This is a genomic window from Paenibacillus sp. 19GGS1-52, assembly GCF_022369515.1.
Lineage (GTDB): Bacteria > Bacillota > Bacilli > Paenibacillales > Paenibacillaceae > Paenibacillus_AQ.
Genome location: NZ_CP059724.1, coordinates 5,392,281 through 5,416,907, shown reverse-complemented (window position 1 = coordinate 5,416,907; position 24,627 = coordinate 5,392,281). Strand labels below are relative to the sequence as shown.

Annotated in this window: 16 protein-coding genes and 2 pseudogenes; 15 read left to right on the top strand and 3 right to left on the bottom strand. The window is 44.5% G+C overall.

Annotation, left to right across the window (positions count from 1 at the left end):
• Positions 1 to 103: 103 nt before the first annotated feature.
• From H1230_RS25045 to H1230_RS25010, 8 genes and pseudogenes are all read left to right on the top strand, one after another.
• On the top strand, positions 104 to 823 hold the full coding sequence (locus tag H1230_RS25045) for a response regulator transcription factor (RefSeq protein ID WP_239712549.1): 720 nt from the start codon (positions 104 to 106) through the stop codon (positions 821 to 823).
• Positions 820 to 2,148: a sensor histidine kinase gene (locus tag H1230_RS25040; RefSeq protein ID WP_239712548.1), complete on the top strand. Its 1,329-nt coding sequence runs from the start codon at positions 820 to 822 to the stop codon at positions 2,146 to 2,148. The genes H1230_RS25045 and H1230_RS25040 overlap by 4 nt, the downstream gene beginning before the upstream one ends.
• A gap of 232 nt (positions 2,149 to 2,380) precedes the next feature.
• Positions 2,381 to 2,701 carry a DUF4359 domain-containing protein gene (locus tag H1230_RS25035; RefSeq protein WP_239712547.1) on the top strand — a complete coding sequence of 107 codons (321 nt, stop codon included), beginning with the start codon at positions 2,381 to 2,383 and terminating at the stop codon, positions 2,699 to 2,701.
• 42 nt (positions 2,702 to 2,743) lie between these two features.
• Positions 2,744 to 5,836: an MMPL/RND family transporter gene (locus H1230_RS25030; RefSeq protein ID WP_239712546.1), complete on the top strand. Its 3,093-nt coding sequence runs from the start codon at positions 2,744 to 2,746 to the stop codon at positions 5,834 to 5,836.
• A gap of 379 nt (positions 5,837 to 6,215) precedes the next feature.
• Positions 6,216 to 7,820 carry an amidohydrolase family protein gene (locus H1230_RS25025; protein WP_239712545.1) on the top strand — a complete coding sequence of 535 codons (1,605 nt, stop codon included), beginning with the start codon at positions 6,216 to 6,218 and terminating at the stop codon, positions 7,818 to 7,820.
• A 518-nt stretch (positions 7,821 to 8,338) separates the two neighbouring features.
• A complete protein-coding gene (sigK, locus tag H1230_RS25020; protein WP_345773446.1) occupies positions 8,339 to 8,905 on the top strand; it encodes an RNA polymerase sporulation sigma factor SigK in 567 nt (188 codons plus the stop codon).
• A gap of 351 nt (positions 8,906 to 9,256) precedes the next feature.
• Positions 9,257 to 10,044 (top strand): annotated as a pseudogene (locus H1230_RS25015) (aldo/keto reductase).
• A gap of 308 nt (positions 10,045 to 10,352) precedes the next feature.
• Positions 10,353 to 11,291 (top strand): hypothetical protein, encoded by a 939-nt coding sequence (locus tag H1230_RS25010; RefSeq protein WP_239712544.1) that lies wholly within the window; start codon positions 10,353 to 10,355, stop codon positions 11,289 to 11,291.
• Between the two features lie 354 nt (positions 11,292 to 11,645).
• Here the strand turns inward: H1230_RS25010 and H1230_RS25005 are convergent, their stop codons facing one another.
• The 3 genes from H1230_RS25005 to H1230_RS24990 form a co-directional block, all read right to left on the bottom strand.
• The gene (locus H1230_RS25005; RefSeq protein WP_239711655.1) at positions 11,646 to 13,004 is read right to left on the bottom strand and encodes an IS4 family transposase; all 1,359 of its coding nucleotides are present in this window, start codon (positions 13,002 to 13,004) and stop codon (positions 11,646 to 11,648) included.
• A 919-nt stretch (positions 13,005 to 13,923) separates the two neighbouring features.
• Complete coding sequence (locus H1230_RS24995; protein WP_239712543.1) at positions 13,924 to 14,901, bottom strand: aldo/keto reductase; 978 nt, start codon at positions 14,899 to 14,901, stop codon at positions 13,924 to 13,926.
• 52 nt (positions 14,902 to 14,953) lie between these two features.
• Complete coding sequence (locus tag H1230_RS24990; protein WP_239712542.1) at positions 14,954 to 15,898, bottom strand: MBL fold metallo-hydrolase; 945 nt, start codon at positions 15,896 to 15,898, stop codon at positions 14,954 to 14,956.
• Positions 15,899 to 16,069: 171 nt separating this feature from the next.
• On the opposite strand from H1230_RS24990, the gene H1230_RS24985 reads away from it, so the two are divergent.
• The 7 genes and pseudogenes from H1230_RS24985 to H1230_RS24955 all read left to right on the top strand — a co-directional run bounded on the left by H1230_RS24985 (position 16,070) and on the right by H1230_RS24955 (position 24,604).
• Positions 16,070 to 16,483, top strand: coding sequence for a MerR family transcriptional regulator (locus H1230_RS24985; RefSeq protein ID WP_239712541.1), 414 nt, complete (start codon positions 16,070 to 16,072; stop codon positions 16,481 to 16,483).
• Between the two features lie 826 nt (positions 16,484 to 17,309).
• Positions 17,310 to 17,822 (top strand): annotated as a pseudogene (gene sigK, locus H1230_RS24980) (RNA polymerase sporulation sigma factor SigK); the annotation flags it as partial.
• A gap of 166 nt (positions 17,823 to 17,988) precedes the next feature.
• Positions 17,989 to 19,296: a DUF2399 domain-containing protein gene (locus tag H1230_RS24975; protein ID WP_239712540.1), complete on the top strand. Its 1,308-nt coding sequence runs from the start codon at positions 17,989 to 17,991 to the stop codon at positions 19,294 to 19,296.
• Positions 19,272 to 20,726, top strand: a complete 1,455-nt coding sequence (locus tag H1230_RS24970) for a hypothetical protein (protein ID WP_239712539.1) — start codon at positions 19,272 to 19,274, stop codon at positions 20,724 to 20,726. Before H1230_RS24975 ends, H1230_RS24970 begins: the two co-directional genes overlap by 25 nt.
• Positions 20,710 to 21,384, top strand: coding sequence for a hypothetical protein (locus H1230_RS24965; protein ID WP_239712538.1), 675 nt, complete (start codon positions 20,710 to 20,712; stop codon positions 21,382 to 21,384). The genes H1230_RS24970 and H1230_RS24965 overlap by 17 nt, the downstream gene beginning before the upstream one ends.
• Positions 21,384 to 24,395, top strand: a complete 3,012-nt coding sequence (locus H1230_RS24960; protein ID WP_239712537.1) for a coiled-coil domain-containing protein — start codon at positions 21,384 to 21,386, stop codon at positions 24,393 to 24,395. Before H1230_RS24965 ends, H1230_RS24960 begins: the two co-directional genes overlap by 1 nt.
• Positions 24,395 to 24,604 (top strand): hypothetical protein, encoded by a 210-nt coding sequence (locus H1230_RS24955; protein ID WP_239712536.1) that lies wholly within the window; start codon positions 24,395 to 24,397, stop codon positions 24,602 to 24,604. Before H1230_RS24960 ends, H1230_RS24955 begins: the two co-directional genes overlap by 1 nt.
• The last annotated feature ends 23 nt before the right edge of the window (positions 24,605 to 24,627 follow it).

Below are 24,627 nucleotides of genomic sequence, written 5' to 3'. Positions count from 1 at the left end.
GGCTTTCAATTTCATAAACCTTCAGGTTTACTTTATAATTATTTTATGGATTACCGCTATAATAAATTTATATGGTGTAGAGCACTCATGAAGGAGATAAGGGATGACAAAAACGATTTTGGTCGTCGATGATGACAGGGATATTGTAAGACTGATAGCGGACGGGCTGAAATATGAGCAATTCGAGATCAAACCGGCATATTCGGGTTCCGAAGCTTTGGAGTCTGTGCACAAGGGCGGCATAGATTTTGTCATTCTGGATATTATGATGCCAGGAAAGGATGGCTTGGAGGTATGCCGTATCATCCGCGAACAGTACAACACACCCATTCTGTTCCTTAGTGCAAGGGATCGGGAAATGGATAAGATTATCGGGATTGAAATCGGTGCCGATGATTATATGACGAAGCCCTTCAGCCTCAGTGAGCTGGCCTCCAGGGTCAAAGCATATTTCCGCAAAATGGAACGGATGCATAAGGAATGGGAGAGCAGACAGGAGGAATATCCGGGCAAAAGCTCGTCCATTCATACAAAAGGCGCGCTGGTATTGAATGAAGTGACCTATGAAGCGCAACTGGGCGGCAGCAAGCTGGACTTATCGACGAAGGAGTTTCAGATCCTTCTCTATCTGCTTGGACGTCCTAATCAGGTGCTGACCCGGGAGCAGATCTACGAGAGTGTATGGGGCGATGAGTATGGGGACATGAATACGGTGACGGTGCATATCAAGAATATCCGCAAAAAACTGGGCGCCTATGCCGAGTGCATTAAAACGGTATGGGGCGTGGGCTATAAATTTGTTCTTGAGGGCTTGATGTCATGAAGCTGAAGGTCAAGCTGCCGATTCTATTCTCCATCATTGTACTGGTTCTGGCCGGCCTTATGGCCATTTATATCAAGGCCTCCATCCTGGGCGGGGTCATTATGAATGTGAAGGAGCATAGAAGCGAGCGGCAGGGGCAGGAGGAGGTCATTCAGCGCCAAGTGGAGAAGCTGTACCCTGACCTGACCCCGATTGAACAATATTTAGAAAAGGTGAACCGGGAACAGGGCTTTGCGGCTGAACTCTTCGATGCCGGCTTCCATCCGCTTGCGGCCTCGCCTTCCACTGACAACACGGAGGATGCGGGTGAGCGCCAGTGGTACCAGATCCGTGACAGCGAAGGGGGAACGGTACTGCTCCTTAGCATCCGGCGTCCGCTGCGGGCGGAGGATATCCAGTTGGATACCGCTTTTATCAAAGTGTTCATCTTTCTGTTTATCTGCCTGTCCATTATCTTCGTGGGATTGACCGTGTATCTTCATCACCAGATTACCAAGCCGATTGAACGGCTCAACAACCGCCTGGGCGGGATTAAACCCTCCTCAATTACCCGAAGGCTGACGACAGCGCGAAGGGACGAGATCGGGGAGCTGTATGCGCATGTCGGTGAGATGGAGGACCGGCTGCAGCGGTCCAATAAGGAACAGATTGATATGATAGCTGCGATTACCCATGATTTCAAAACGCCGCTGACCTCAGTGAACGGCTTTGTCGAGCTGCTTTTAACCAAGGATGCCTTGACGGAACAGGACCGCCGGGATTACCTGCGGTTAATTGAGAAGAAATCCCATCATCTGACGGAACTGGTCCAGCAATTCTCGGCCTTCACTCAAAATGAGGTCATCCTCGCCGATATAGCGCTCCACCCGGTCAATTTCAAACGGTACTTCGAGAATACCGCTGTTGAATATGAAGAAGAGCTGTCGGGGCTTGATATCGGGTTCACCTGGAGCCATGCTCTGCACGGCGGGGAGACCTTTCGGGCCCATGAACCCATGCTGAGAAGAGTATTCGCCAACCTGATCGGAAATGCCGTAAGATATGGAGCCCGGGAAGGGCTGCACATCTACATGAGCGGGAAGATCCAGGACGGACAGGCAATCATTATTGTAGAGGATAATGGGACCGGTGTGCCGGAGGAGCATTTGTCCTCTTTGTTTCAGAAGTTTTTCACAGTGGATTCATCCAGGCAGATCAAAGCGGGCGGGAGCGGGCTGGGACTGGCCAGCTGCAAGTCCATTATTGAACGGCATGGCGGTTTCATAAGCGCTTTTCCATCGTCCAGGGGAGGGCTTGGAATCTGTTTTATCCTTCCACTGATGTAAATACGATTAACTGCGGATATGGGTATTGAGTCTGCAGAGTTCACTCCTTGTCTGCTTCGGACAGGGAGTTTTTGCGTTGGAGGAAGGTCGGCATTGAAACGGCTATTCTTGTTATTCCGCTGGCAAAATTGATGGTTGATGCAGTTTATAATTTTTTATTTTTGTTTCACATTCACTTTAGGAATAGGTGCTACTCTAGCGTAAGCAAAGCGCTTTACTGGAAGGGGAAAATATGAAGAAGTCTATGAAAATAGCGACGGTGTCCGCAACAGTGCTCTTGGGGCTGTCGATCCTGCTGTACACCACCAAGCCAACGCAGGAAAAGTATGAGCAATGGGTGATGGAGAAGGTTGCTTCCAGGTCCGCGGGGCAAGATTCACTGAAGAGTCTGGGACTGGCCCTGTTCGGCGAACAGATGATCCGGAAAGGCACCACTGCATCCGATTACGGAGTCGCCAGAATTTTTCACACGGAATTCCAAGGGAGGAGCATTAAGGCAATAGGGATTCTCGGTATGGTCATTCCGCTGGGAAAACCGGAGCAGACGGGTTAACAGAGAGCAAAAGAGTATGGAGAAGGAGACAGGGGCACATCTATGAAATGGATACTGAAGTGGAAATGGCCGATTCTTGCAGCATGGCTGGCTGCGGCGGTGCTGCTGATAACGCTGATGCCGAGCCTGGGGATGCTTGTCCGGGAGAAGGGGCAGAACACGATACCGGAGGGCTACTCCTCCAAGCAGGCCAGCTATTTGCTTAAAGAGCTTGCGGACAGGCCGGAAGATGAGAAGAGCATGTCGGTCATAATTGTTTTTAATGAAAGCACGGGACAGCTCAACGTTACGCAAATGCAAGAGATTGAGCAGGGCATCCAGATGCTGGAGGACAATAAGGAGAAGCTTGGAATCACCTCGCTACAGTCCCATGTGAATAATGCGGATGCCAAAGCGCAGTTAATATCCGGGGATGGATCAACCGTCCTTGCCGTTGCTTCGGTGGACCTGTCGGAACAGACGAAAGAAGAGGTACGCGGGAATTTTACGGAGACGCTGCAGGATATCGGGGTGGATCATTATTTTACCGGCCCGGAGCTGATCTCGGAGGATTTCGTCACAACTACGCAGGAAGGGGTTAAAAAAACCGAAGGCGTTGCGGTAGTGTTCATCATTGTCGTCTTGATCCTGATTTTCCGGTCCCCCCTTACGCCGCTGGTGTCGTTGTTTACGGTTGCGTTATCCTTTCTGGTTTCGCTTGGCGTCGTCACCCAGTTGGTGGATAAGCTGAACTTTCCCTTCTCGGGATTCACGCAGATCTTCCTGGTGCTTGTGCTGTTCGGTATCGGAACGGACTATAATATTCTCCTGTTTATGAGGTTTAAGGAAGAGCTGGCGAGGCGGGAGACCACACGGGATGCCGTCATTCATACGTACAAAACTGCCGGGATAACGGTACTGTACAGCGGACTTACGGTGTTTATCGGATTCAGCGTACTGGGGCTGGCACAATTCCAACTTTTCAAATCCGCCTCGGCTGTAGGCATTGGAGTTGGGGTGCTGCTGCTGGCGATGTTTACCCTTCTCCCCATATTCATGGGGCTGCTGGGCGGCAAGCTGTTCTGGCCTTCCAAAGCGGCAGGCGGACATGGCGAGAATAAACTCTTTTCCCGGATTACGGGCTTTGCTGTGAAGCGTCCGATTCTGGGAATTGTGATTACGCTGGTTATCGCCGCTCCGGTCTCTCTGTTGTATTCCGGGCAGCTCAGCTACAACTCTCTGGATGAAATCAGCGATGCTTATCCGTCGGTCAAAGGCATCCGGATCGTGTATGATCATTTTCCTGCCGGACAGGCTATGCCTGCGACACTTGTGATGCAAACAGAGGAGAGCATGGACTCTGCGGAGAATCTGGCTTTTGTCGACCAGGTAACCGAACAACTCGCCTCTGTTGAAGGCGTAGAGCGCGTTTACAGCGCTACCCGGCCCAAGGGTGAGCTCATTCCAGAGCTGTACACTGCGGACCAGTCGGCCAGACTGGAAGAAGGAATCGGCAAAGCAAATGCCGGAATCGGGACCATTCAGCAAGGGTTATCCGACGCGGCTGACCAAGTGAGCGCTGTCCCGCTGGACGATTTGGAGCGCACCGGGGAATTAATCGAAGGCACTGCTCAGGTTCAAGCGGGGATCAACCAGTCGGTAGAAGCGCTGGGCAGGATTGCGGACGGGATGGACAAGGGGACTGCCGGAGCGGCAGATCTGCAGCGGGGACTACAGGAGCTGAATGGTAGAATGACGAAGCTGAGCGCCTCGGCAGGCTCGTTGTCAGCTAACCTGAAGGCCATCTCAGGCGGATATAGTACCTTGTACGCGCAATATGAGCAGATACAGCAATCACTCCATACCCTGGAAGCCACGGCCGGAGCGATGAATTCATCCATTGCCCGGCTGGAGCAAGCCGATGCGGAGTTAAGTCAGAATCATGACTTTCTGACGCTCCGTAAGACCTCGGCGACGCTACAAGACGCATTGTCGCAGTTAAGCAGTGGGATGACTAAGCTGAACATTGAATTCAGTGCGGCCAACGGCAAGCTTGAGCTTATCGGGCAGGGAATGCAGCAGCTTCAGCAGGGCCAGACTCTGATCACTGAAGGCTCGCACAAGCTGGAGGCGGGCTCTGCTTCGCTGTACAAGGGCTTGTCTCAGGCCAGCGAAGGCCAGAACGGGGTTGTTGAGAAGATGCCAGCCTTATCGGACGGGTTGAACCGGATTCAGCAGGGGCAGAACCAGCTTAACGAAGGCCTGCATTCGCTTTCCGTCAATCTGCCAACCTTGCAGAAAGGCCTCAAAGACAGTGTCGATGGATTACAGCAGGTGTCAGATGGTTTAACAACGACCACCGGGTATTTGAATGAGGTAGCGCAGGCGGAGGCTGCCGGTACCTTCTTCATTCCGGAAGAAGTCCGGACCGGGGAGACTTTCAAGAAATCGCTGGATACCTATATGTCTGATGACAGGCATGAAGTGAAATGGAGCATTATTCTGAAGGATGACCCATACTCGACACAAGTGATGGAGACCGTAACGGCCATTCAGGGGCGGTTCTCTGAGCTTGCGGAGCAATCAGGCTTTGCCGGATCCGTTTTTGGAGTCGGAGGCATATCCTCCCAGAATCAGGATCTGAGCATGGTATCGGGCGGCGACTTTACGAAGACAGTATTCATCATGCTGGGGAGCATTCTAGTCTTCCTGATCATCATCTTCAGGTCGTTCTGGATTCCGGCGTCCATTATTGCTTCGCTCGTCATGGCATATTTCACCGCTCTGACCTTTACCGAGTGGATCTTCGGGGCCTTTACAACCCATACCCAGTTAACCTGGACGATCCCGTTTTTTGCTTTTATTATGATCGTCGCTCTGGGTGTAGACTATAGCATCTTCCTGATCCGCAGATATCTGGAGCTTCAGGACCGGAATCCCCGTCAAGCCATTTATGAGGCTATGCAGCATACGGGCGGCGTCATTCTTTTTGCGGTCCTGATCCTCTCGGGAACGTTCGCCGCCATGTACCCGTCAGGTGTGCTCACCTTGGTGCAAATGGCTACCGTAGTTATTATTGCTTTGTTCTTGCTGGCCGCCCTATTCCTGCCGATCTTCATCCCGGCTTGTATTTCCATACGGGAGAAGAGAGAATAAATGAGAAGGCCGCGCTTCCTGCTTTTGGAAGCACGGTCTTCTCTGCAGAATATCAGCGACCACGTTGTACCTGCATAAGCCCAGGAGGGCATAGGTTATTTACGCCCATCTTTCATATTTCTTCTTAAAAAGAGTGGATTTGAAGTAAATATGAATCCCGGCGTATTTTTATACCGGAATCTGGCGTCTTCGGTAGCTGGACAAGCCGGAGGAATGCGGTTCCCTGCAAAAAAAGTTTATCGAACATTGCTGATATAAAAAAAACAGGCAACTGGCTGTTTTTTTTACAATTGCTTTTTGGTTAAGTTCGGGATTTAAGTATTTCGTTTTAGCTACATAAAGCAGATATGAAAATAGAGATAAAGAAAGGTTTAATACTATGACAAAAAACGTAAAAAGAAAAGTCCAAAAGACAATAGGTTTTTCACTACTATTAGTGCTTTTATTCGGCATAGTTCTAGTGTTGATGATCAGCAGTAAAGAGCGCTGGTTTGCTTATCTGATTTTGGCGGCCTGTGTTGGCTTGCTTGTGTTCCTGAGAAGTACGAAATTTTGGCGCGGATGGAGAGTTCCGCTCTGTTGGATATTAGCGATTGTTGTTGCATGGACTGGTCTGTTTGCCGGTCAGCCTTCAACGAATATTCAACCTTACACCCCGCGGAAGTTGGAGCAGCCCAGCGCTTCCTATCAGCTTTTACTGAATAACGTTACAATTGTGGATACGCGGACTGGTAATCTAACTTCCAATATGAGCATTCTGTGCGTCAATGGGAAAATCAAGGACATTGCACCGGCTGGTACGATCAAAGCGGACAATGACACAAAGATCATTGATGCAACCGGAAGGTATGTGGTTCCCGGGTACCTAAACATGCATATGCATGTGATTGGTGAGGAGAACACCTCGGAATCGTTGGCTCTTCTGCTTGCCAACGGCGTAACCGGATTCAGACAAATGAGCGGCTCAGTTGAACTTCTCGAGGAATGGAGATCCGGTGCCTTTACCAGCTCTACGAACGAACCGGCGCTGCTGACGATGCCCGGTGATATCATGACACCCATGAATGCACCAACACCCGAGATTGCCGTGAAATTTGTCCGTCAGCAGCAAGAAGAAGGGGCCGACTTTATAAAAATCGGCGGTGTTTCGCCGGATGTCTTTAATGCCATTCAAGCAGAGGCGAACAAGCTGGGTATTCCGGTCGAGGGACACGTACTTCCCGATATGGACTTGAAAGAAGTCTCTAAAAATGGTTTTCACAGTGTCGAGCACTTTGGCATCAACTTTGGAGCTCTGATTTCTTCTTCGACTGACGAGAAAGCCTTAAGAGCGCAGGCAACAGGAATTCCCACCACAATCATGGAAAATCCAATATTCGTGCATCTCATGAGAATTAAGGGACTTCAAAACTTTGTGAACGAGCAATTCATAAAGTGGGGGACTAAGACCTCTGGAGGCGCAAAAGATGAAACGCAGCTGACGCATTTCATTAACACTTATAATGAAGAAAAGGCAAAAGAGCTTGCCGATGTCTATGTCCAATACAATACATGGCAATGCCCGACTATGATACGCATGCTTTCCGGCCTGTTCAAAGGGAGCAGTGAAGCCACTGCGCAGAGGCTCTATGACCTATATTTAAGTCTCGTCAGGACCTACGATCTGGAAGGCGTAAAAATGATGGCTGGGACCGATGGAAGCGAAGGTGACGCTATTCACAAGGAATTTGACGAGCTTGAGAAAGCCGGTATCTCCCCGCTTCATGTTCTTCAGATGACGACCCTGAACGGAGCTGAGTTTCTGGGGCGCCTGGATGATATGGGCACTGTAGAAGTTGGCAAGAATGCTGATTTAGTACTTCTGGATGCAAATCCAGTAGAGAGTGTTCAAAATTTTCATAAGATTCACTCTGTTATACGTGCAGGTTCCTATCACGATAAAGACGAACTGAATGCGATTAAGGATAAGTTTGAGAAAAAATAATAAAAATGGTATGTAAAGAAGTGGATGTGAAAGTACCACTCCGCTAAATAGTATTAGTGTAAATACTTGGTGATTCTGCAGCCGAAACGTATCTTTATATTCTTACGGAGTACAGCCTGCAGAATATCAGTTATCTGATATAGAATGTCATCTATAAAAAGGGCTGAAAAATCGGGCTGAAAAACGCAAAGGAACAAGGCTTTGAAATTATTGTGTTTTATGTGGGATTAGGGGATGTTCTGCTAAATATTGAACGTGTTGCTCTATGTGTGAAAAACGGTGGCCATCACATTGAAACCGAGGATAATTGTTAGACGCAATGTAACAAGTATGAATAATCTGTATCTCACCTAGACCTGATTGATCAATTAATTGTTGTTGATAATAGTAAAGCGGATGGGGAGTTTATTCTTGAAGCAAATAAAGATGGGATAAAATATTATTTTAATGAATCGCCTGAATGGGTCAAAATAATCGATAAACAATTACAGATTAAATACAAAACGTTAAGATAACCAATTCGAATCGAAAACGATCGTAATTGGTTTATTTTTTTGACATCGTATCGTGTCCATAACCTCAAAAAATTCGACAATACCGGTGAGGATATGGAGGATCTAATCTCGATCGGTACGATCGGCCTGATCAAGGCGATTGAGAGTTATCGTCCGAATAAGGGCACGAAGCTGGCGACTTTTGCTGCGCGTTGTATAGAGAATGAGATTTTAATGCATCTTCGTTCGCTGAAAAAGACCCGCAAGGATGTATCACTTCACGATCCGATTGGGACTGACAAGGAAGGTAATGAAATTACACTTATAGATATTCTTGGCTCTGAAGCCGACGATGTCATCAAAGAAGTCGACCTCAAAATTGAGAAGAGTAAGATTTACCGCAACCTAGATATTTTGGATGATCGGGAAAAGGAAGTCGTGGTTGGACGGTTTGGGCTGGACACCGGCGGGGAAGAGCGGACGCAGCGGGAGATTGCGAAGGAGCTTGGGATCTCGCGGAGCTATGTGTCGCGGATTGAGAAAAGGGCGCTTATGAAGCTGTACCATGAGTTTTATAAGGCGAAAAGATAAGTCTCAAAATTACAAAGTAAAGCGACTTGTCTTCGGATAGGTTGCTTTTTGCTTTAATAGGGCCGTAATAATGACTACATAAAAAGAAGTATATGATTCTACTGTTCAACTGCTCCATATATAACAAGTAAGTAAATCATGGTTTAAAAAACAAGCTGTTAAAAGAGTTGAATTGACCTGTGCTGTCAGGTCTATTGTTATTGCCGAAATTAGTAAAATGAGGGAATCTATAGCTCGAATATAGGCGTGAGCTGCTAGGGAATTGGCGTCTACCGCTAGTTACTTAAACATCTCATCTAGGAAATATAAAAAACGATAGAAGAACATGAAACTTCAATTGGAGGTTAAGCTATGCAGAAATTCATTTTAACAACTGGTTTAGTTACCTATACTCAGCTTGGGTGTGTACCAGATCCCTGATCCAATCGAGTATGAACAAAGTGTTTATAACGCTATTAAGGCAGGCTATCATCTAGTTGATACCGTTTCCGCATATCAATACGAAGAAGCTTTTGGCAGAGCCATTAAACGAAGCGGTGTTCCCAGAGAGGAGCTGTTTATTACAAACAAACTCTGGATTCAGAATGCCGGTTATGAACGGACAAAAATAGCTTCTGAGAAATTATTGGCTAATCCAGTGGGATTATTTGGATTTGTATCTGATCCATTAACCATTTGGCGATGTATATTGCTCATGGCGCGCGATGGAAGAGTTGTCCCGGGAAGGGGAAATAAGAGCTGTCGGGGTAAGTAATTTTCAAATGGATCATATGATTGATTTGATGATTCACAAACGAAGTAACACCAGATATGAAGGAGAACAACATACAAATCGAGTCTTGGGGACCTTTTGTAGAAGGGAAAACAACTTCTTACAGAATGACGACTTAGACTCCATAGCCGGAAAATATAACAAATCCGTTACTTAGGTCGTTCTGCGCTGGTTAACCCAAAGAGGCATCGTGGCGATTCCCAAGTCCGTTCATAAGGAACGGATTATTGAGAATTCTAATATTTTTGACTTTGAATTAAAGCAAGAGGATATGATCATCATTGCAGCATAGGATACGAAACAGAGCTTGTTCCTGTCCCATGCCGATCCGGAATTCATGAGTTCGTTCAGCTACTATAAATTTTAGGCCGAAGAATGCCAAGTAGGAAATAATAATGACAAATACGTGATTTACGTCATTCAGCAGTTCAGTGGGGGATTACGATGGGGAACGGTAATTGAACGTAGGGAATCTTCAATATTTCATTATTTTTCCATAATTTTAATTTCCGCGCAGGGAAACATTGGGCACGTACTGCGGAGTTTAGAAGCGGTTCGCAACACGTCAACCAAACGTCAAATCTTTTGATATTAATAGTATACCCTGTGATCCAAGTGATTCACCAGGTATTCACACTTTTTAATGCATCGATGGTAAAAACGAAATTCTTATTATTGGAAGTAAGTTCGTGTTACAATAAATGTAAATCAATTGGAGAGGAAACCATCCTTAGTATAAAACTTGAATACGATATTACAGCTTATCAGGAAAGTTTATATTCCTTAAGCCAGCTTACAAACCAGAATGAAAGGGAAATTGAAGAGTACATTATTTTAAATTTGCAGGATTATTCTGCTAATCACTACCTAGAGGAATTTAATATTGATGAAAGATCTTTGCTCGAAAAAGATTTATGGCTTACTTCATTACATGTGACCACTAACAATGATGATTGTGCTTCTCTTAAAAAGTATGGATTGATGGACATTCAAAAAGCCATTTCCTTAGTTACGCAGTTTTATCAATACTTAAAGCAATTTGGAATCACGTTTGATTTAGTTCAGAAGAAATTTACACACAAGAATAAAACATACGATTTAAGTAAGAAATTTAATGCATTTTCAACTGATGATAAGGAACAACAACTCGAAACGCTAGAACGAAAACTATATAAGGATAATCAAATAAATGGCTTCTACTCCTATGATAATATGTTGACTTACGGTGGATACGTAAATAGAAGACCAGAATTCTTATGTAACTTAGCAGAGTTCCTCGATATACCGAATTTACTTTATGATTGGGAGCGGAATAATAAATGTTATGTTATTAAGTTTATTGCTCCGATAAGCGAATATACGGATTGGAATTTTATGAATTCATGGGAAATTGACAGCCTTGACGATGAAGAAATCGAAATAAAGAAAAGAAAATGGATGATGAATGTAACATTATCAAATATCATTGATGGCTTTTTTCATCAATCTATAAGAGAGAACTACTCCTATTTACGACCGAACGTTATTATCCCATATTCAAATTTCACCGAACTTTATACAGACGATGAATATCTGAAGGCTTATGGTTACGAGAGAAGCAAAAAATATCAGTAGAAGGGTAGCCGCGGCAGTCCGGTGACCCTTTATTTATTTGCGTCTGATTGTGCTTCAGCTATCGTACTTTTCATTTCAATGGTCTAATTTGGTGTGTTTCATTCTTCTTATCGGATACCGGAAAAAAGCATGGGTTTCCCCAAATTTGGGAAGTGGGAAAAAGCATTTCAGATACTAACGCTATACTGGTCTCCGAATAACTAGAGATAATGTGAAAAAGAAAATTCGGATATCAACCGACTCTTCTTTAAGATTATCGATTTGAGTGCCGTCGTTCGAATACTTTGATCTTTCATTAAATCATATGGGAGTGAAGATTTTGCAAAGAAAAAAGATCATTTTTGTGATAATGACTCAACTTTCGCAGCATGAAATCGGCAGATAGGCCTTGATGTAGCTGGGCAAAGCAGAGATCCAGTGCTGGAGTTGACTTTTAATCATAGCGGATAGTTTCTTACCGACTTGATTGGCGATTTCGTTCATCAATTCCACCAATTGTTGTAATGCTACGGCCCAGTCCAAGGTACCGACTTCATCGCAAAGCAAATAAAAGAGTCCACCGAGCGTCCGCTGATCCGTGCTTTGTCGATGCTGCCAAGCCAGCAGAATATAGCGGGAAAAGACAATCGTTGTATGGCTAATGAGCAAATCATAGGAGCGGCCTTGAAACTCTTTTTGCAGGCGCAGCAAGGATTTAGCGCATTTGAAAAAGACTTCGATGTCCCAGCGAAGAGCGTAGATTTGAATGACTTCCGGTGCCGTCAGCGTTAGATCCGTCGATAGAATCGCGAGCCACTCGTTTTTCTTGGAGCGATGGCGAACAAAGACCACGACTACTGGAATGCCAGGAACAAGTTCGGTGTGAATCTGACGCAAGAGGTTCCGGTGCTTTCCTTCGACGCGCAAAGCAGCTCGGTAAAGACCTTTAAGATCCACCCGTTGACCGTGAACGAGATATCGCTTGTTGTCGTTTTTCACCATGCCAATCACATGCAGTTTGCGATCTATAATCCGCTGAATCAGGGGGGCATGCGTGAACCAGCTATCCATAAGTACGTAAGCCGCAGAAACCCCGGAAGTAATGGCTCGATCCAGCAGTTCAGAAACCAGATGCGGAGCAGAAAGCAGAGCTTCTTTCCGGCGTTTGTATCCAGAGGATCGCTTGTCGATTCCCGGATGTATGCCGGTGAGTCCAGCCTTCACGGAACTCAGCAAGGCGAAGTCCAAAGGGAGAAACGTATGACCGTCTGACCAGCCCAAGGTGAGCATGCGAAAGCCTTTATAGTAAGCCCCCGTCGCGTGATCCTTAAAGCGAGCCAACAATTCCACAGCTTTGCTCCGATTCCGCTCAAACATGGAATCATCCACAATGAATACGGAGGTCCGCGTGACGGAGGTCAAGGTTTCGACTCGCTGCACAGTGTCACTACTTAGAGAAGACAAGAAACGCCGCCAAGCGAATCCGCTGTGATTGAGAAAGCGATAGACGGCATCTTTGCCAGGAAAGGCTTCACCCTTGGCACTTTCGAGCAGACGAAACCAATTCTTCTGATGAAAGAGCAAGACAAAAACGAGCATGAACAGATGGGAACAGGTATAGCCAAACGTCTTTTTGAACCCGGCATTCCTCAGATGCTTCAGCACACCGAGCTCTTGAAAAGCAGGTCTCATTTCAGGTGGGAGTTGATCTAGGGACGACTTTTGATTTATCATAGAAGGGACACCTCTTCTGTGGTTTAGTGGATCTCGACAATCTCACTTTACCAAACGAAGTGGTGTTTTTCTATGTTGGCAAGATCCTTACTTAAACCGACTCCACCTTAACCCCAGCTTGGGGTCAACTCAATTTTGACTCTGCGAAAGTTGAGATAATGATAATAAAAAGAGATATTTACTGTTGGATGAGGTAGGTGTTCCAGTTGTTACTGTGATGAAATACCTAGATCAGACAGGAAAAAGCAACAATACCCTGAAGACTTATTGCTATGCATTAAAAGTATTTCACTTATCTTGAAGAGCGGAAGATAGATTATAAAGAAGCAGGAGTTAAGAATCTTGCTGACTTTGTAGGGTTGTTGCGCAAGCCGTTTGAAAGCGGAAAAGTGACTTTCGGAGCTTCAGATGTGACGCAGCGAACGTTTGTCAATTCCACTGTCGATTCACCGACAAGAATGCCTCACGTCTTCTACGTAACTATGAGCAAACCGCCGGCGACGATCGAATGAGAGTATGAAAAGAGCTCCGAAAACTCACTACATTCATGGGTTTACGGAGTTCTTTTTTAGAGTCACCCCTGTGCAGGGAAGGTCTTCATTTCATAGATTTTTTTGAGCGTATGGACAAGCTTCGTCTTCTCGTCATCATCCTCTGGTAGATGCAATGGTCGGCGATAGGGGATACATCTGCATACTCCGAAAAGCCTCTGTAAGATGTTTCCTGGGTCGGAGGAATCGTTGCCATCGCCGCAACCATGCTGACCTTGATTAGCTACCGGTTAGATCGTAGAAATGCCAAGTATATGGCAGAAGGATTATAAGTGTAGCTAAAAAGATTAGCTACACTCCAACAGTCCGCCCCTTCCACCTCTGAATGAGGCGAAGAGAAGAGCTACGATGTAATGACCTTGTTCCTCTCAGATTACGAGCACAGGATGAGGAACATAAGGCGCTTCAAGACGTGCGACTTCTTCAGGCGTAAGATTGATTGCCAACGCTTTAACTGCATCATCAAGATGATTGAGCTTTGTTGCACCTATAATTGGAGCAGTTACGGCTGATTTCTGCATAACCCAAGCCAGTGCAATTTGAGCAGGGGGAACGTTGTGTTCTGTTGCAATCTCACCGACTATTTCAACGACTTTTTTATCTGATTCCTCCATAGCTGAGGATAAAGTTTTAAATAAGAAATCCTTCTGTGAGCGTTCACTTATTTCGTTCCATTTCCGAGTCAATCGTCCACGAGCCAGAGGACTCCATGGTATGACAGCCACTCCATCTGCTTGACATAGAGACAGCATTTCACGTTCTTCTTCCCGATACAGTAAGTTTAAGTAATTCTGCATCGATACAAATCGCGTCCAACCATTTATTTGGGCGACGTGATTCGCCCTTTGGAATTGCCAGGCATACATGGAGGAAGCTCCAATATATCGGGCTTTTCCAGCTTTGACAACATCGTGAAGAGCCTCCATCGTTACCTCGATCGGCGTGGTGCTATCCCATCTATGGATTTGATAGAGATCTACATAGTCGGTGTTGAGTCTTTTCAAGCTTTTATCGATCTCAGTCATGATTGCTTTTCGCGACAACCCGCGCCCATTGGGTCCAGTATGAACGGGATTGCCTACTTTGGTTGCGATCACGACTTTATCCCTCTTCGCAAAGTCTTTTAATGCTCTTCCTAAAATCTCTTCACTTGTTCCGTCAGAATATATATTAGCTGTGTCAAAGAAATTAATGCCTAAATCCAGAGCTTTTTTAATAAAAGAGCGACTATGTGTCTCCTCAATTACCCATGTATGGTTTCCACGCTCGGGAATGCCATAGCTCATGCAACCAAGTACGATAGGGGATACATCCAGACCAGTACGGCCGAGCTTCACATATTCCATACTTACCCTCTTTTCTATATTTCATTTGCAAACGAGTGGTACTTGTTGTATCTCATCTATTATTTTGAATAAGCATACTATTGAAGAGCCAGCGAAAGTTCCATCTGAAATATTGGGGTAGATGCCAATCTTCATAGTCTTTTAATACGCCTTGATCCAACCAGTAAGACTCTGATTTCCCGCTCGTTGCAGCTTTAGACACATAACTGATTGTTTCTTCCAGAAAGCGAATGACTTCTGGAATTCTAGCTGGAGTGGACACATCTCCATGCCCCGGAATGACAGTATCTACTTTGAGGTCTTTTTGAATGCGCCGAAGGATGCGTATCCAAGCGTATGGATTACCGTGTGGCATGACCGGAATCGTCTTGTTGGTTATTAAATCACCAGTAATCAAGGTTCGTTCTTCAGGAACGTACACAACGGCATCGCTTAAAGAATGGCCGCCTCCGTAGGATAAAACTTCGATAGTGCGCTTTGTTCCTTTAATAACTAGTTTATCGTCAAAAGTTATCGTGGGTATCACCCTTCGAAGGGAAGGGATAGCATCATACAAGGTTTTCTGCACGGAAAGATCATAGTCGATTTCGGTAAGCATGTGCGGACCTCTTTGTTGTGAACGTACTTGAATTAGGCTATTTATTAACTTCTGAGTGTTTTGTTGCATGAGATCAATATTCACTTCGCCCATATCAGATAGCAAATCTCTTGTCCAAACGGTAGATATAAATTCGCTTTTCATAAATTCCTGATTGCCGTTAACATGATCTCCATGAAAATGTGTATTCACTACATATTTAACCGGTTTGTTTGTTAATTGTTCAGCCGTTTGACGTAAGAAAGCACCAGATTGCGGCAGGTTGGTTGTATCCACTACAACGGTTAAATCCCCAAGATCAATAATTGCTGCATTCCCCAGAGAACCGCTGCCTGGAACCGAAATAGCCCCCCAGATTCCTTCCGATGCTTGTTGAATCGTGAAATATTTGTTGTTCATTGTTGCACCCCTTTAACAATTAGTAAAGTTAACTTACAAGTTAGAGTCAACTGGAAGTCAAGAGATTTTTCAGGGTGAAGTTAGGGGCAATTGTAAACATTCGCTTTGAGTTGACTGAAAGCTGTATAATATTTTTCAATATCAGCTTTAAAAAGGAGGGACAGAAATCGGATGCTTACAATAAGTCAAGTGTCAGAAAAAACGGGATTAACTCCTTATACGATACGTTATTATGAAAAAATCGGGGTACTACATGAACCCAAGCGTAGTAATGGAGGGGCACGTGTCTACAAAGAAAGCGAGGTTTCCTACATTCAATGTCTAAATAAACTAAAAAAATTGGGCTTATCGCTTGAGGAGATTACGGAATTTACTCGTGAGGGCTGTGTAATGGATAAAATTCAACAAGGGGAGAATCCTTCTAATTATAATCCTACCTTAAAAAAGCGGATTGAAATCCTTGAGAAGCATCTGATGGGACTGGAATCCAGGCGACAAGAAATTGATTACATGATTAATCTCGCCGAAGAGAAACTTACCCTATACCAAGAACTTACGAAAGAAGACATAGTAAATACTAGATAATGGGATGCCTGGGCTACGTTCGGTCGCCTCGGTCCTGACGGGACATATTACTCTCCCGAGCAAATCCACGAGATGCGTTGGTGAACTTACATGAGGAATTCGCTCAAATTCAGAAAGCTAGTGACGTGTTCGCGATGCTTTAAACAGCCGAAATGATACATCATCCGTTCAACTAACGGTGAACTATAGTTGAACATAAAGGGTTTCACATATTAGTAATGACTAATATGTGAAACCCTTTACTATATCTGAATTTCTTAAATTTAGGTCTTGATAAACTAGGAAAATGAAGTATTAGATAGATTGAGATCATAAAGTTGTAGACTGGCAGACCGCTATGGAGTTGGACGGACGGCACCGACGTCGGGCGGGAATGACCGGCTGCTGCAACACCGCGCACTTAATTGCTTCCGGGCGAAACCGGCGTCATCGGGTGGGACAGCCGGCTACTCTAGCACCTGTATACGCGCTGGCGACGTGCAAGCTGAATCAGCCGGTTCTCAAGATCAGCCCATGCTTACGTTAGTCTGGAGGGAGCGGAATGACCAAGTAGTGCTGGTGACGGAAATTGGTGCTTTGATAACGCAGTATGCACTCGCTCGCAGGTTTAGTAATGGGCATCCTGAAATTGTAGATAATAGTAAAGCAGATGGTAAGATTATTCTTAGATCAGATAAAAGCGGGATTAAATATTATCTAAATGAATTACCTGAATGGGCACATATAATCGATAGACAATTACAGATTAAATATATATCGCCAAAGTAAACCAATTCAAATCGGGACGATCGTAATTGGTTTATTTTTTTTGACATCGAATCGTGTCCACAACCTCAAAAAATTCGATAACACTAGTGAAGATATGGAGGATCTCATCTCCAAAGGGACGATTGGTTTAATCAAAGCTATCGAGAGCTACCGCCCCAACAAGGGCACGAAGCTCGCGACTTTTGCCGCCCGCTGTATCGAGAATGAAATCTTGATGCACCTGCGCTCCCTGAAAAAAACACGCAAGGATGTATCTCTGCATGATCCGATTGGGACTGACAAGGAAGGTAATGAAATAACCCTTATAGATATCCTCGGCTCCGAGGCCGACGATGTCATCAAAGAAGTCGACCTCAAAATTGAGAAGAGCAAGATCTGTCGCAACCTGGATATTCTAGACGACCGGGAGAAGGAAGTTGTAGTTGGGCGGTTTGGGCTAGATAAAGGCGGGGAAGAGCGGACGTAGCGGGAGATCGCGAAGGATCTGGGGATCTCGCGGAGTTATGTGTCTCGGATAGAGAAGAGGGCGCTCATGAAGCTGTATCATGAGTTTTATAAGGTGAAGCGGTAATTGGGAAATTAAAATAACCTGTAGGAATGAGATAGTGAAGTCTCAATGCTACAGGTTATTTGTGTTTCTGTATCATTAACAATATTAGGAAATCATCGTTGGGATTCTTGCTTTCTAGTATACTTGTACAAGTAGCTTACAATTGCATTTTGTGTAGGAGGCTCCAATGCAAAATTTTGAAGATATTATTTCGTTTATTTACCAATCTTTTTTGAAAAAAGATGAGCAGCTAGAGATACCTAAGGTATTAGGTGAAGCTTCACTTATAGATATAGATATTGTAAAAAGAACAGCACGAACGATAAGAAGAGTCGGGATCATTACGGTTGCCAGGGAGTATTCCTCAAATGTTGAAACTCTCCCAGATCAGCAACTTTTAAGTTGGACAGTGGGAAGGCGTGCCTTGCTAGACGATAATCAACAAACGTTTGAGTGGCTTCATAAAGGATGGATTTTGAAAGAAGTTCGCTTTAAACATGATGGGAGATCTGTAGAACGAATTCAGTATCGTATAGGCTATTTATTATATGTATATTTACTTAATAAGCAAAAAGATGAATATCAGGATTTCACAAATCAAGTTACACTCTACCAATTGAATGCAGCCCAGAAAATGGAGCGAATTACGTACTTACATGATGAGCGATTACTTCAGTTGAAAGATTTGGCATTATTGTTGTCTAGTAGTTTGCAGTGGGGCCTAAATGATATAGGAGTTCAGTCTATTTTTCCTGTGAATTGGAGTATATCTAAAAGGATCAGTGGTTTAAACTTTTTATTGGCTTTTCTCATGATTTCCAGCAACAAAGAGATATTTGATTGGAAAGAAATTGGCTCGCAGTATTATCCGGGTATTGGCGGATCTAAATCATTTGATGCGTATAAATTAGAGTTTCTTATCCTGTTGGAAACGATAAGTGGTCAGTCTCCGGAAACGTTAGGGATGATCAGTAGTGGTCAAATTACATCAGTTTATTTTGCCGGAGATCTCGAAGGAACGTGGTCGAATTTTCGTGCAGGTCCTGTGCATGCCTTAACTAATATTTCGGTTTCACAGGATCATTATTCAACTAGAGCAACAACACTCTGGTTAGTTGAGAATCGGGCCGTTTTGACCCGGATGTCAGTAGAACCGTATTTTTTACAGGAGACTCAATCGTTGATAATATGTGTAGACGGTCATCTTCGAAGTGCGCACAAGCATTTCATCAGAGAATTGCTGCTGAATAGTTGCATCAACCAAACGATCTTTTGGAGCGACTATGATGAAGCAGGGCTGCAAATTGCAAGAGAAATGCTTCAATCGCTAATGGGACACGCTATGAGGTGTAAATGGATCTGTCCTGATCACTCGATAATAACCAATTGGCCGGAGTACCAGCAGCGCATGGAGAGCCTGCTGCAATATATGAAATTGGAACAAGAGATTGTGTTAGGGGAGGCAGAGGATTGGAGAAGCTGGATCAACCATTAATTTCGATTTTTCAGACGAACGAATCAAAACCGGAAATGCATCAGGCATTGAGGGATATTGCACTATTATCAGGAGTGCTGAATGATCTCAACTCACAAAACTTTCTGCAAACACCTATCGAAATTTTACGATTTCTTCGTATTATTCAATTGATTAATGAAGAAGCTTTGGGACTTGATGAATCGATTGAAAATGCAGATACGCTATATTTTCGTTATCGGAACCGCTTTGATGATCTTGAACCGCCAAGTAAAAAAAAGGTTGAACAAATTATAAATGTCCTGGTGAAGTATAACTGGATATCCAAACAAACAAGGCAGCTAAAAATGCGTGATGTAGGGAAGCGTATGATGGATACGCTCATACGACTTGCCAATGATTCCTTAGCCTATTACATGCATGATGATATTGGCCGATCGTTATTCCAGGCCAGACGGGATGCCGAGCTTAGCGAAGCCTATGATGATCATGGTATTTCCGGTGGCAACAAAATTGCCAGTATGATTCGTAACGTGGAAAATGCTATACAATTGATGAAAGAACGTGAATTAGAAATGCTGGCAGACCGTAATGCACTGCCCCAGTTAGAGATTATTCATCAGTTGATGCAGGAGCTGGAGATGAAGCTGACAGAGCGTTTCCGCCAATTCCATACGTTAGAAGACAGTCTCGTGCTCAGTCATTTAATGCAGGCAGGAACTTCTGCGCTTGCCGATGGCACGAATCTGAGCATGGGGATGATTAATAAATATCTCAAATTTACGATGATGAAGCAAACGATGCTCTTGTCCTCAATTAATCCGGAGAAAGTCAGGATGTTCATTACACAAATGTATGACCCGCCTCAAGAATCAGACATTCCTAATGCTCATCAGATTATGAGCTTTATGGAGCAGAATGAATACGAGGGGGAGTCCATGGATGGTCTGTGGATGCCTGTTAAATTCGCCGCACCGCTGTCAGGTGCAGCCATTGGTGATGCTATTCAGTATCTGGAGGACTATGAGCCTCTGGTTGACAGGATGCAGGAAGATATCCAGGACATTGAATATATCAATGAAGAAATAGATATAGCACAATTAGAGGATATGATGGGAGCTTCGCAATGGCTGTTGACTAAATCTATGATTGAGACGGACGTCATTGAAATATTCATGCAGGAAGTGGGGCAAGCTCCGCTGGAGACGGTAATCATTGAAGCAACATCTGCAGAGTGGGGCGATGCGATTAATGCACTGACAGCTTTATCTGCGTTAATAGGCAGCAAGAAGTTGACAATGGAGGAAGCCGCAGAGAATTCAAGTATTTTAGCCCCGCTACATGACAAGGAATGGGACTGGATGAATCCGAATGATGTCAATCAAGTAGTTAAATATAACAAGGCTTCAGTGAACAGGCAGAAGAGGAGTGACGATGAGCTTGACGGATGAATTAAATGTAAATCCGCTTAATGTCATGCAGGCAATCAAAGGCATGATGACTGAAGCTGAAGAGATCGTGTTTATGAATCTTTTATTCTCGTCTTCTGCAACAATACGTGCGGGGAATTTCGGCTTATCCCGGCGCGATGTCGAGAAACAATTAAAGATATCTAATGATGACGAGAAGTTCAATTCATTTTTAATGCGGGTTAATCAGGCGGTAAGCCGGTATTTTAAAGTAATTTATGATGTGAAAAGAGATCAGGTTATCGTAATGATGCGGGTTCCTGCCAGATCGGCACGCAGTACATTGTCCAAAGAAAGTCTGGCTATTCTTCTGTTTATTTTTTACCAGCAAGAAGTGTTGCAGCATGAGTTCACGCTATTCGATCAGTTGCTAAATGCCCTAGGACATGAGACGACGAAGGCTAATCAGCGTTTGATTCTGAATATAGACCAATTGAAAAAGATCGGGGCACTTGAAGAATATGATACAAATTCAAATGAGAAGGCATATATCATCACTGGAATTGGCGCCAATATGTTCTCGGATTCCTTTCTGCGGCGTACGGTTGAGTTTAGTCAATCCAATCAATTAAACAAAGAAGAAGTACTGAAGTTTTTCAAAAGATATAATCTGTATCAGGAAGGAACTGACGAAGAGTAATGATACCTTGGAAAATGTGGTTTACTGGCATTCGGGATTATCAGCCAACGATGATGGACTTGTCAGGAAAAGAGTCACATATCTTAATAACCGGCCCGAATGGAGCTGGAAAATCTACCATAACTTACTGTATGGGGGTTGTTTTGTATTCTTCCAAGGTGGATATAGAAGGGCTGAAATCCCGCAATCTCCTTCCTGGTGATACGTGGAAAGCTCACATTCGGCTGCTGTTTAAGAACGAGGGGAGCATGCGCATTGATGCTCCTGCCTTTATCGAATTCTCAATTTATATTCTGCAGGAACCGGGACAGCCGCCCAAGAAGGAATTTATTATACAATCGGGGGATGATCCGGAGCAGTGGGATGAGACTGTTAAATATACTTCTGGTGACCGGCAATACAATTTCACTACGTACAAGAAAGATCTCCAGTACAAATACAAAATTGATCCGGACCTATTCTACCTGATTTGGTATCAGCAGGAGGTGAATCAATTCGCGGTCATGGACCCGCAGGAGAGGTTTCGTATTTTTGCTGAAATGCATGGTATTGATCAGGTACAGCACAACTGGGAAGAAAGTATGGAGAAGTTGAAGGAAGTGCAGGAGAGTCTAAGGACAGCTGACATTAACGTAGCCAATAAGAAGCAATGGCTGGGGATGGCGAAGGTAGCGCTGGAACGGTATGAGGATAATCGCAAACGCCTTGTAGAAGGAGGCCGGCTGTACGCTGGGGCATTGCTGAAATTAGAGTCCTATTACAAGCAGGAGCAACTGCATTTAGTGGCTAAGCAAGAACAATTGCTTGTGGACCAGGAAGCAGCGAAGGATAGTCTTGACATATTGCAGGAGCAAGCCGAGCGCATCAATTATGGAATAACGCAGGTTCAAACGGAAAAAGAGCGGATCAATGAGGAAATCACTTTATTGCAGGAAAAGCTATCTCTTGTAAATAATGAAATAAATGAAATCACGAACGTTATTAATGAATTGAACAACCAGCTGAAGGAGCTTAATCAAGAAAAGTCTGGAATTACACGTACTGAAGATGAGGTACAGGGGCAGCTCATGGCAATTAATTTACAGCATCAAGAACTGAATCGTGACTTAGCGAAAGCCGACACAGACATTCAGGAATCAGAGACTGTTATAGCGCAATTAATGAATTCAAGCTATATCCTGAATGCGCAGATTCAGCAGGATAAGGGACTTGAGTATGAACACCAGGGACGGTTATGGCAATATCACAGCAGTTATGATGTGAATATGGATATTGCAGCATTAGAGCAAAGAATTCGCGATTTCAAGCATGAGCAAGACAAGAAAGCGAAGCTGCTTCAGGAATTAACTGAAGAGGGACTTCAGCTTGAGCATAATAAATTATGGTCGGACCGCCAAAGGGATTCACTTGCACTATTCAAAGCGAATGGAGTACGTGCTTATACCTTAAATGAGCTGGTCGAATTAAACGATTCCGCCCGGCCGGCAGCAGAGGAGCAATTCGAAGCTATTAAATATACAGTATTTTTTGATGGTATGCATGTACAGGCTCCGAATGATTTGTATCATGTTCCTCTGCGGAGTATTGTGCCGGATCGTTCGGTTACTGACATTCAGGAGCTTCAGATCCATGTGAAAAATGGCATCAGTGATGATGTATTCCCGCATGCAGTTAAAGTTCTATGGTGGGTTGAGCAATTCTATCAGGCAGGAGAAATACGCGTAGAGAATGCTCTGCTGATCGACTCGAAGGGGATTCGTGGACCTCAGGAAAAGAAGAACTATATCCTAAGCCAGAAGGCTCTGCAGAAACGTAAAGAGGGAATTCAGAAGAACATTAGCCAATTGAATACAGCGCTTGCAGATATCGAAGACTCCATTAAGAGTGATACACAGACTATGCAGGAACTGCATGCGATTATTCAATCTGTTCGTGAATCTGAAGCTTTCCTCACCAAGAAGCATGAGCGTGAAGGAAGGGTCGCGAAATATACACTAGAGGTGCTGCATCTTGACGAGCAGAAGCTACAGCTTCAGGATTTAAAGGCTGTGCACAAAAAGTTCATCGAGAAACAGGTCAAGCTGGAGCATACGCAGGATATTTTGCAGCATGAAGCAGATTTTTATGTGCGATTAGGGCAGCAGAAGGAACAGTATGAAACGTTGCAGCAGAAGATGAAACACCACGAGAGCTTATCCGCGCAGCAGGATACGATGAAACAGCAATCTGCCATACTCGAAGAACAGCTTGATCGTGCAGAAGACAGTGAACGCCGACAAAACCGCAATTTTTCCAAGAATCAAGACGAAGTTGAACAGGTAACGCGTACGTTACAGCAAATGAATGTTCAATTAAAAGATACAAATGAGGCGCTTGATGCATCCCGGATAAATCTGCTTACGGTTATCGAAGAGATTGAGAATTTCAAAGGAACAGCACGGTTCATTTATGATGAGTTGATTAGCGAGCCTGAGGCAGAACTTAATATTATCAGGAAGCAGCAGTCGCTTGCCAAGCTCCGCCAAGAGTATGAGTCCGGGAAAGTTATATTTAATAATGCCAGGTATGAATCGGGTCTAGACCCTGCAGCACCCGAGAATTACAAAGTCATTGAAGAAGAGGTTCATCGGTTGCACGATGAGTATAAGCGGACAAGCTTATTGTTTGAAGAGAATCAAGAACGGGCTGAGACGTTGAGGGATCAATTGGAGACAACCATTAATATGAGAGTGCTTGAAATTCAACAGCGATTCAAGAACTATATGAGTGATTTTCAATTCGAGGGGCAGATAGATTGGAAGCAGCAAGAGGATCGTAAGGGACGGGTACTGTTCCATTTATTCATAAGAGCCCGTAAGGAAGGGCACCGCGGTACGTTAGAGGATGTCAGTGTGAAGGCACGGGGGGAAGAGTTGGCAAAGGTGTCTCTGGCGGAGAAGAGTCGCTTAGTTCACTTCTGTTTGCGCTCGCTTTGTTACAGAATTTGCAAACGGCACCCGGCTTTATTGTGATGGATGAATTCGATAGTGCGTTAGATGAGCAACGGAAGTTAAAGGTATTTGATCTCTATGCCAGCGAGCTAAAGCGGAAATTAATTATCCTGTCTCCGAAGTCTCATGAGAACTCTTACCTGAATCGGTTCTCCAAAGCATACATTGTGCATCATGATCCTACTGTACCATGGAGTAAAGTGACGGGGTTAATTCTAAAGCATGAATAAGGGAGTGGGAGAATAGATTGGCC

Excerpts from the sequence above, each read along its gene's own strand:
- H1230_RS25045 (WP_239712549.1), top strand. The coding sequence starts at position 104 with ATGACAAAAACGATTTTGGTCGTCGATGATGACAGGGATATTGTAAGA.
- H1230_RS25040 (WP_239712548.1), top strand. The coding sequence starts at position 820 with ATGAAGCTGAAGGTCAAGCTGCCGATTCTATTCTCCATCATTGTACTG.
- H1230_RS25035 (WP_239712547.1), top strand. The coding sequence starts at position 2,381 with ATGAAGAAGTCTATGAAAATAGCGACGGTGTCCGCAACAGTGCTCTTG.
- H1230_RS25030 (WP_239712546.1), top strand. The coding sequence starts at position 2,744 with ATGAAATGGATACTGAAGTGGAAATGGCCGATTCTTGCAGCATGGCTG.
- H1230_RS25025 (WP_239712545.1), top strand. The coding sequence starts at position 6,216 with ATGACAAAAAACGTAAAAAGAAAAGTCCAAAAGACAATAGGTTTTTCA.
- H1230_RS25005 (WP_239711655.1), bottom strand. The coding sequence starts at position 13,004 with ATGATAAATCAAAAGTCGTCCCTAGATCAACTCCCACCTGAAATGAGA.
- H1230_RS24995 (WP_239712543.1), bottom strand. The coding sequence starts at position 14,901 with ATGGAATATGTGAAGCTCGGCCGTACTGGTCTGGATGTATCCCCTATC.
- H1230_RS24990 (WP_239712542.1), bottom strand. The coding sequence starts at position 15,898 with ATGAACAACAAATATTTCACGATTCAACAAGCATCGGAAGGAATCTGG.
- H1230_RS24985 (WP_239712541.1), top strand. The coding sequence starts at position 16,070 with ATGCTTACAATAAGTCAAGTGTCAGAAAAAACGGGATTAACTCCTTAT.
- H1230_RS24975 (WP_239712540.1), top strand. The coding sequence starts at position 17,989 with ATGCAAAATTTTGAAGATATTATTTCGTTTATTTACCAATCTTTTTTG.
- H1230_RS24965 (WP_239712538.1), top strand. The coding sequence starts at position 20,710 with ATGAGCTTGACGGATGAATTAAATGTAAATCCGCTTAATGTCATGCAG.
- H1230_RS24960 (WP_239712537.1), top strand. The coding sequence starts at position 21,384 with ATGATACCTTGGAAAATGTGGTTTACTGGCATTCGGGATTATCAGCCA.
- H1230_RS24955 (WP_239712536.1), top strand. The coding sequence starts at position 24,395 with ATGGATGAATTCGATAGTGCGTTAGATGAGCAACGGAAGTTAAAGGTA.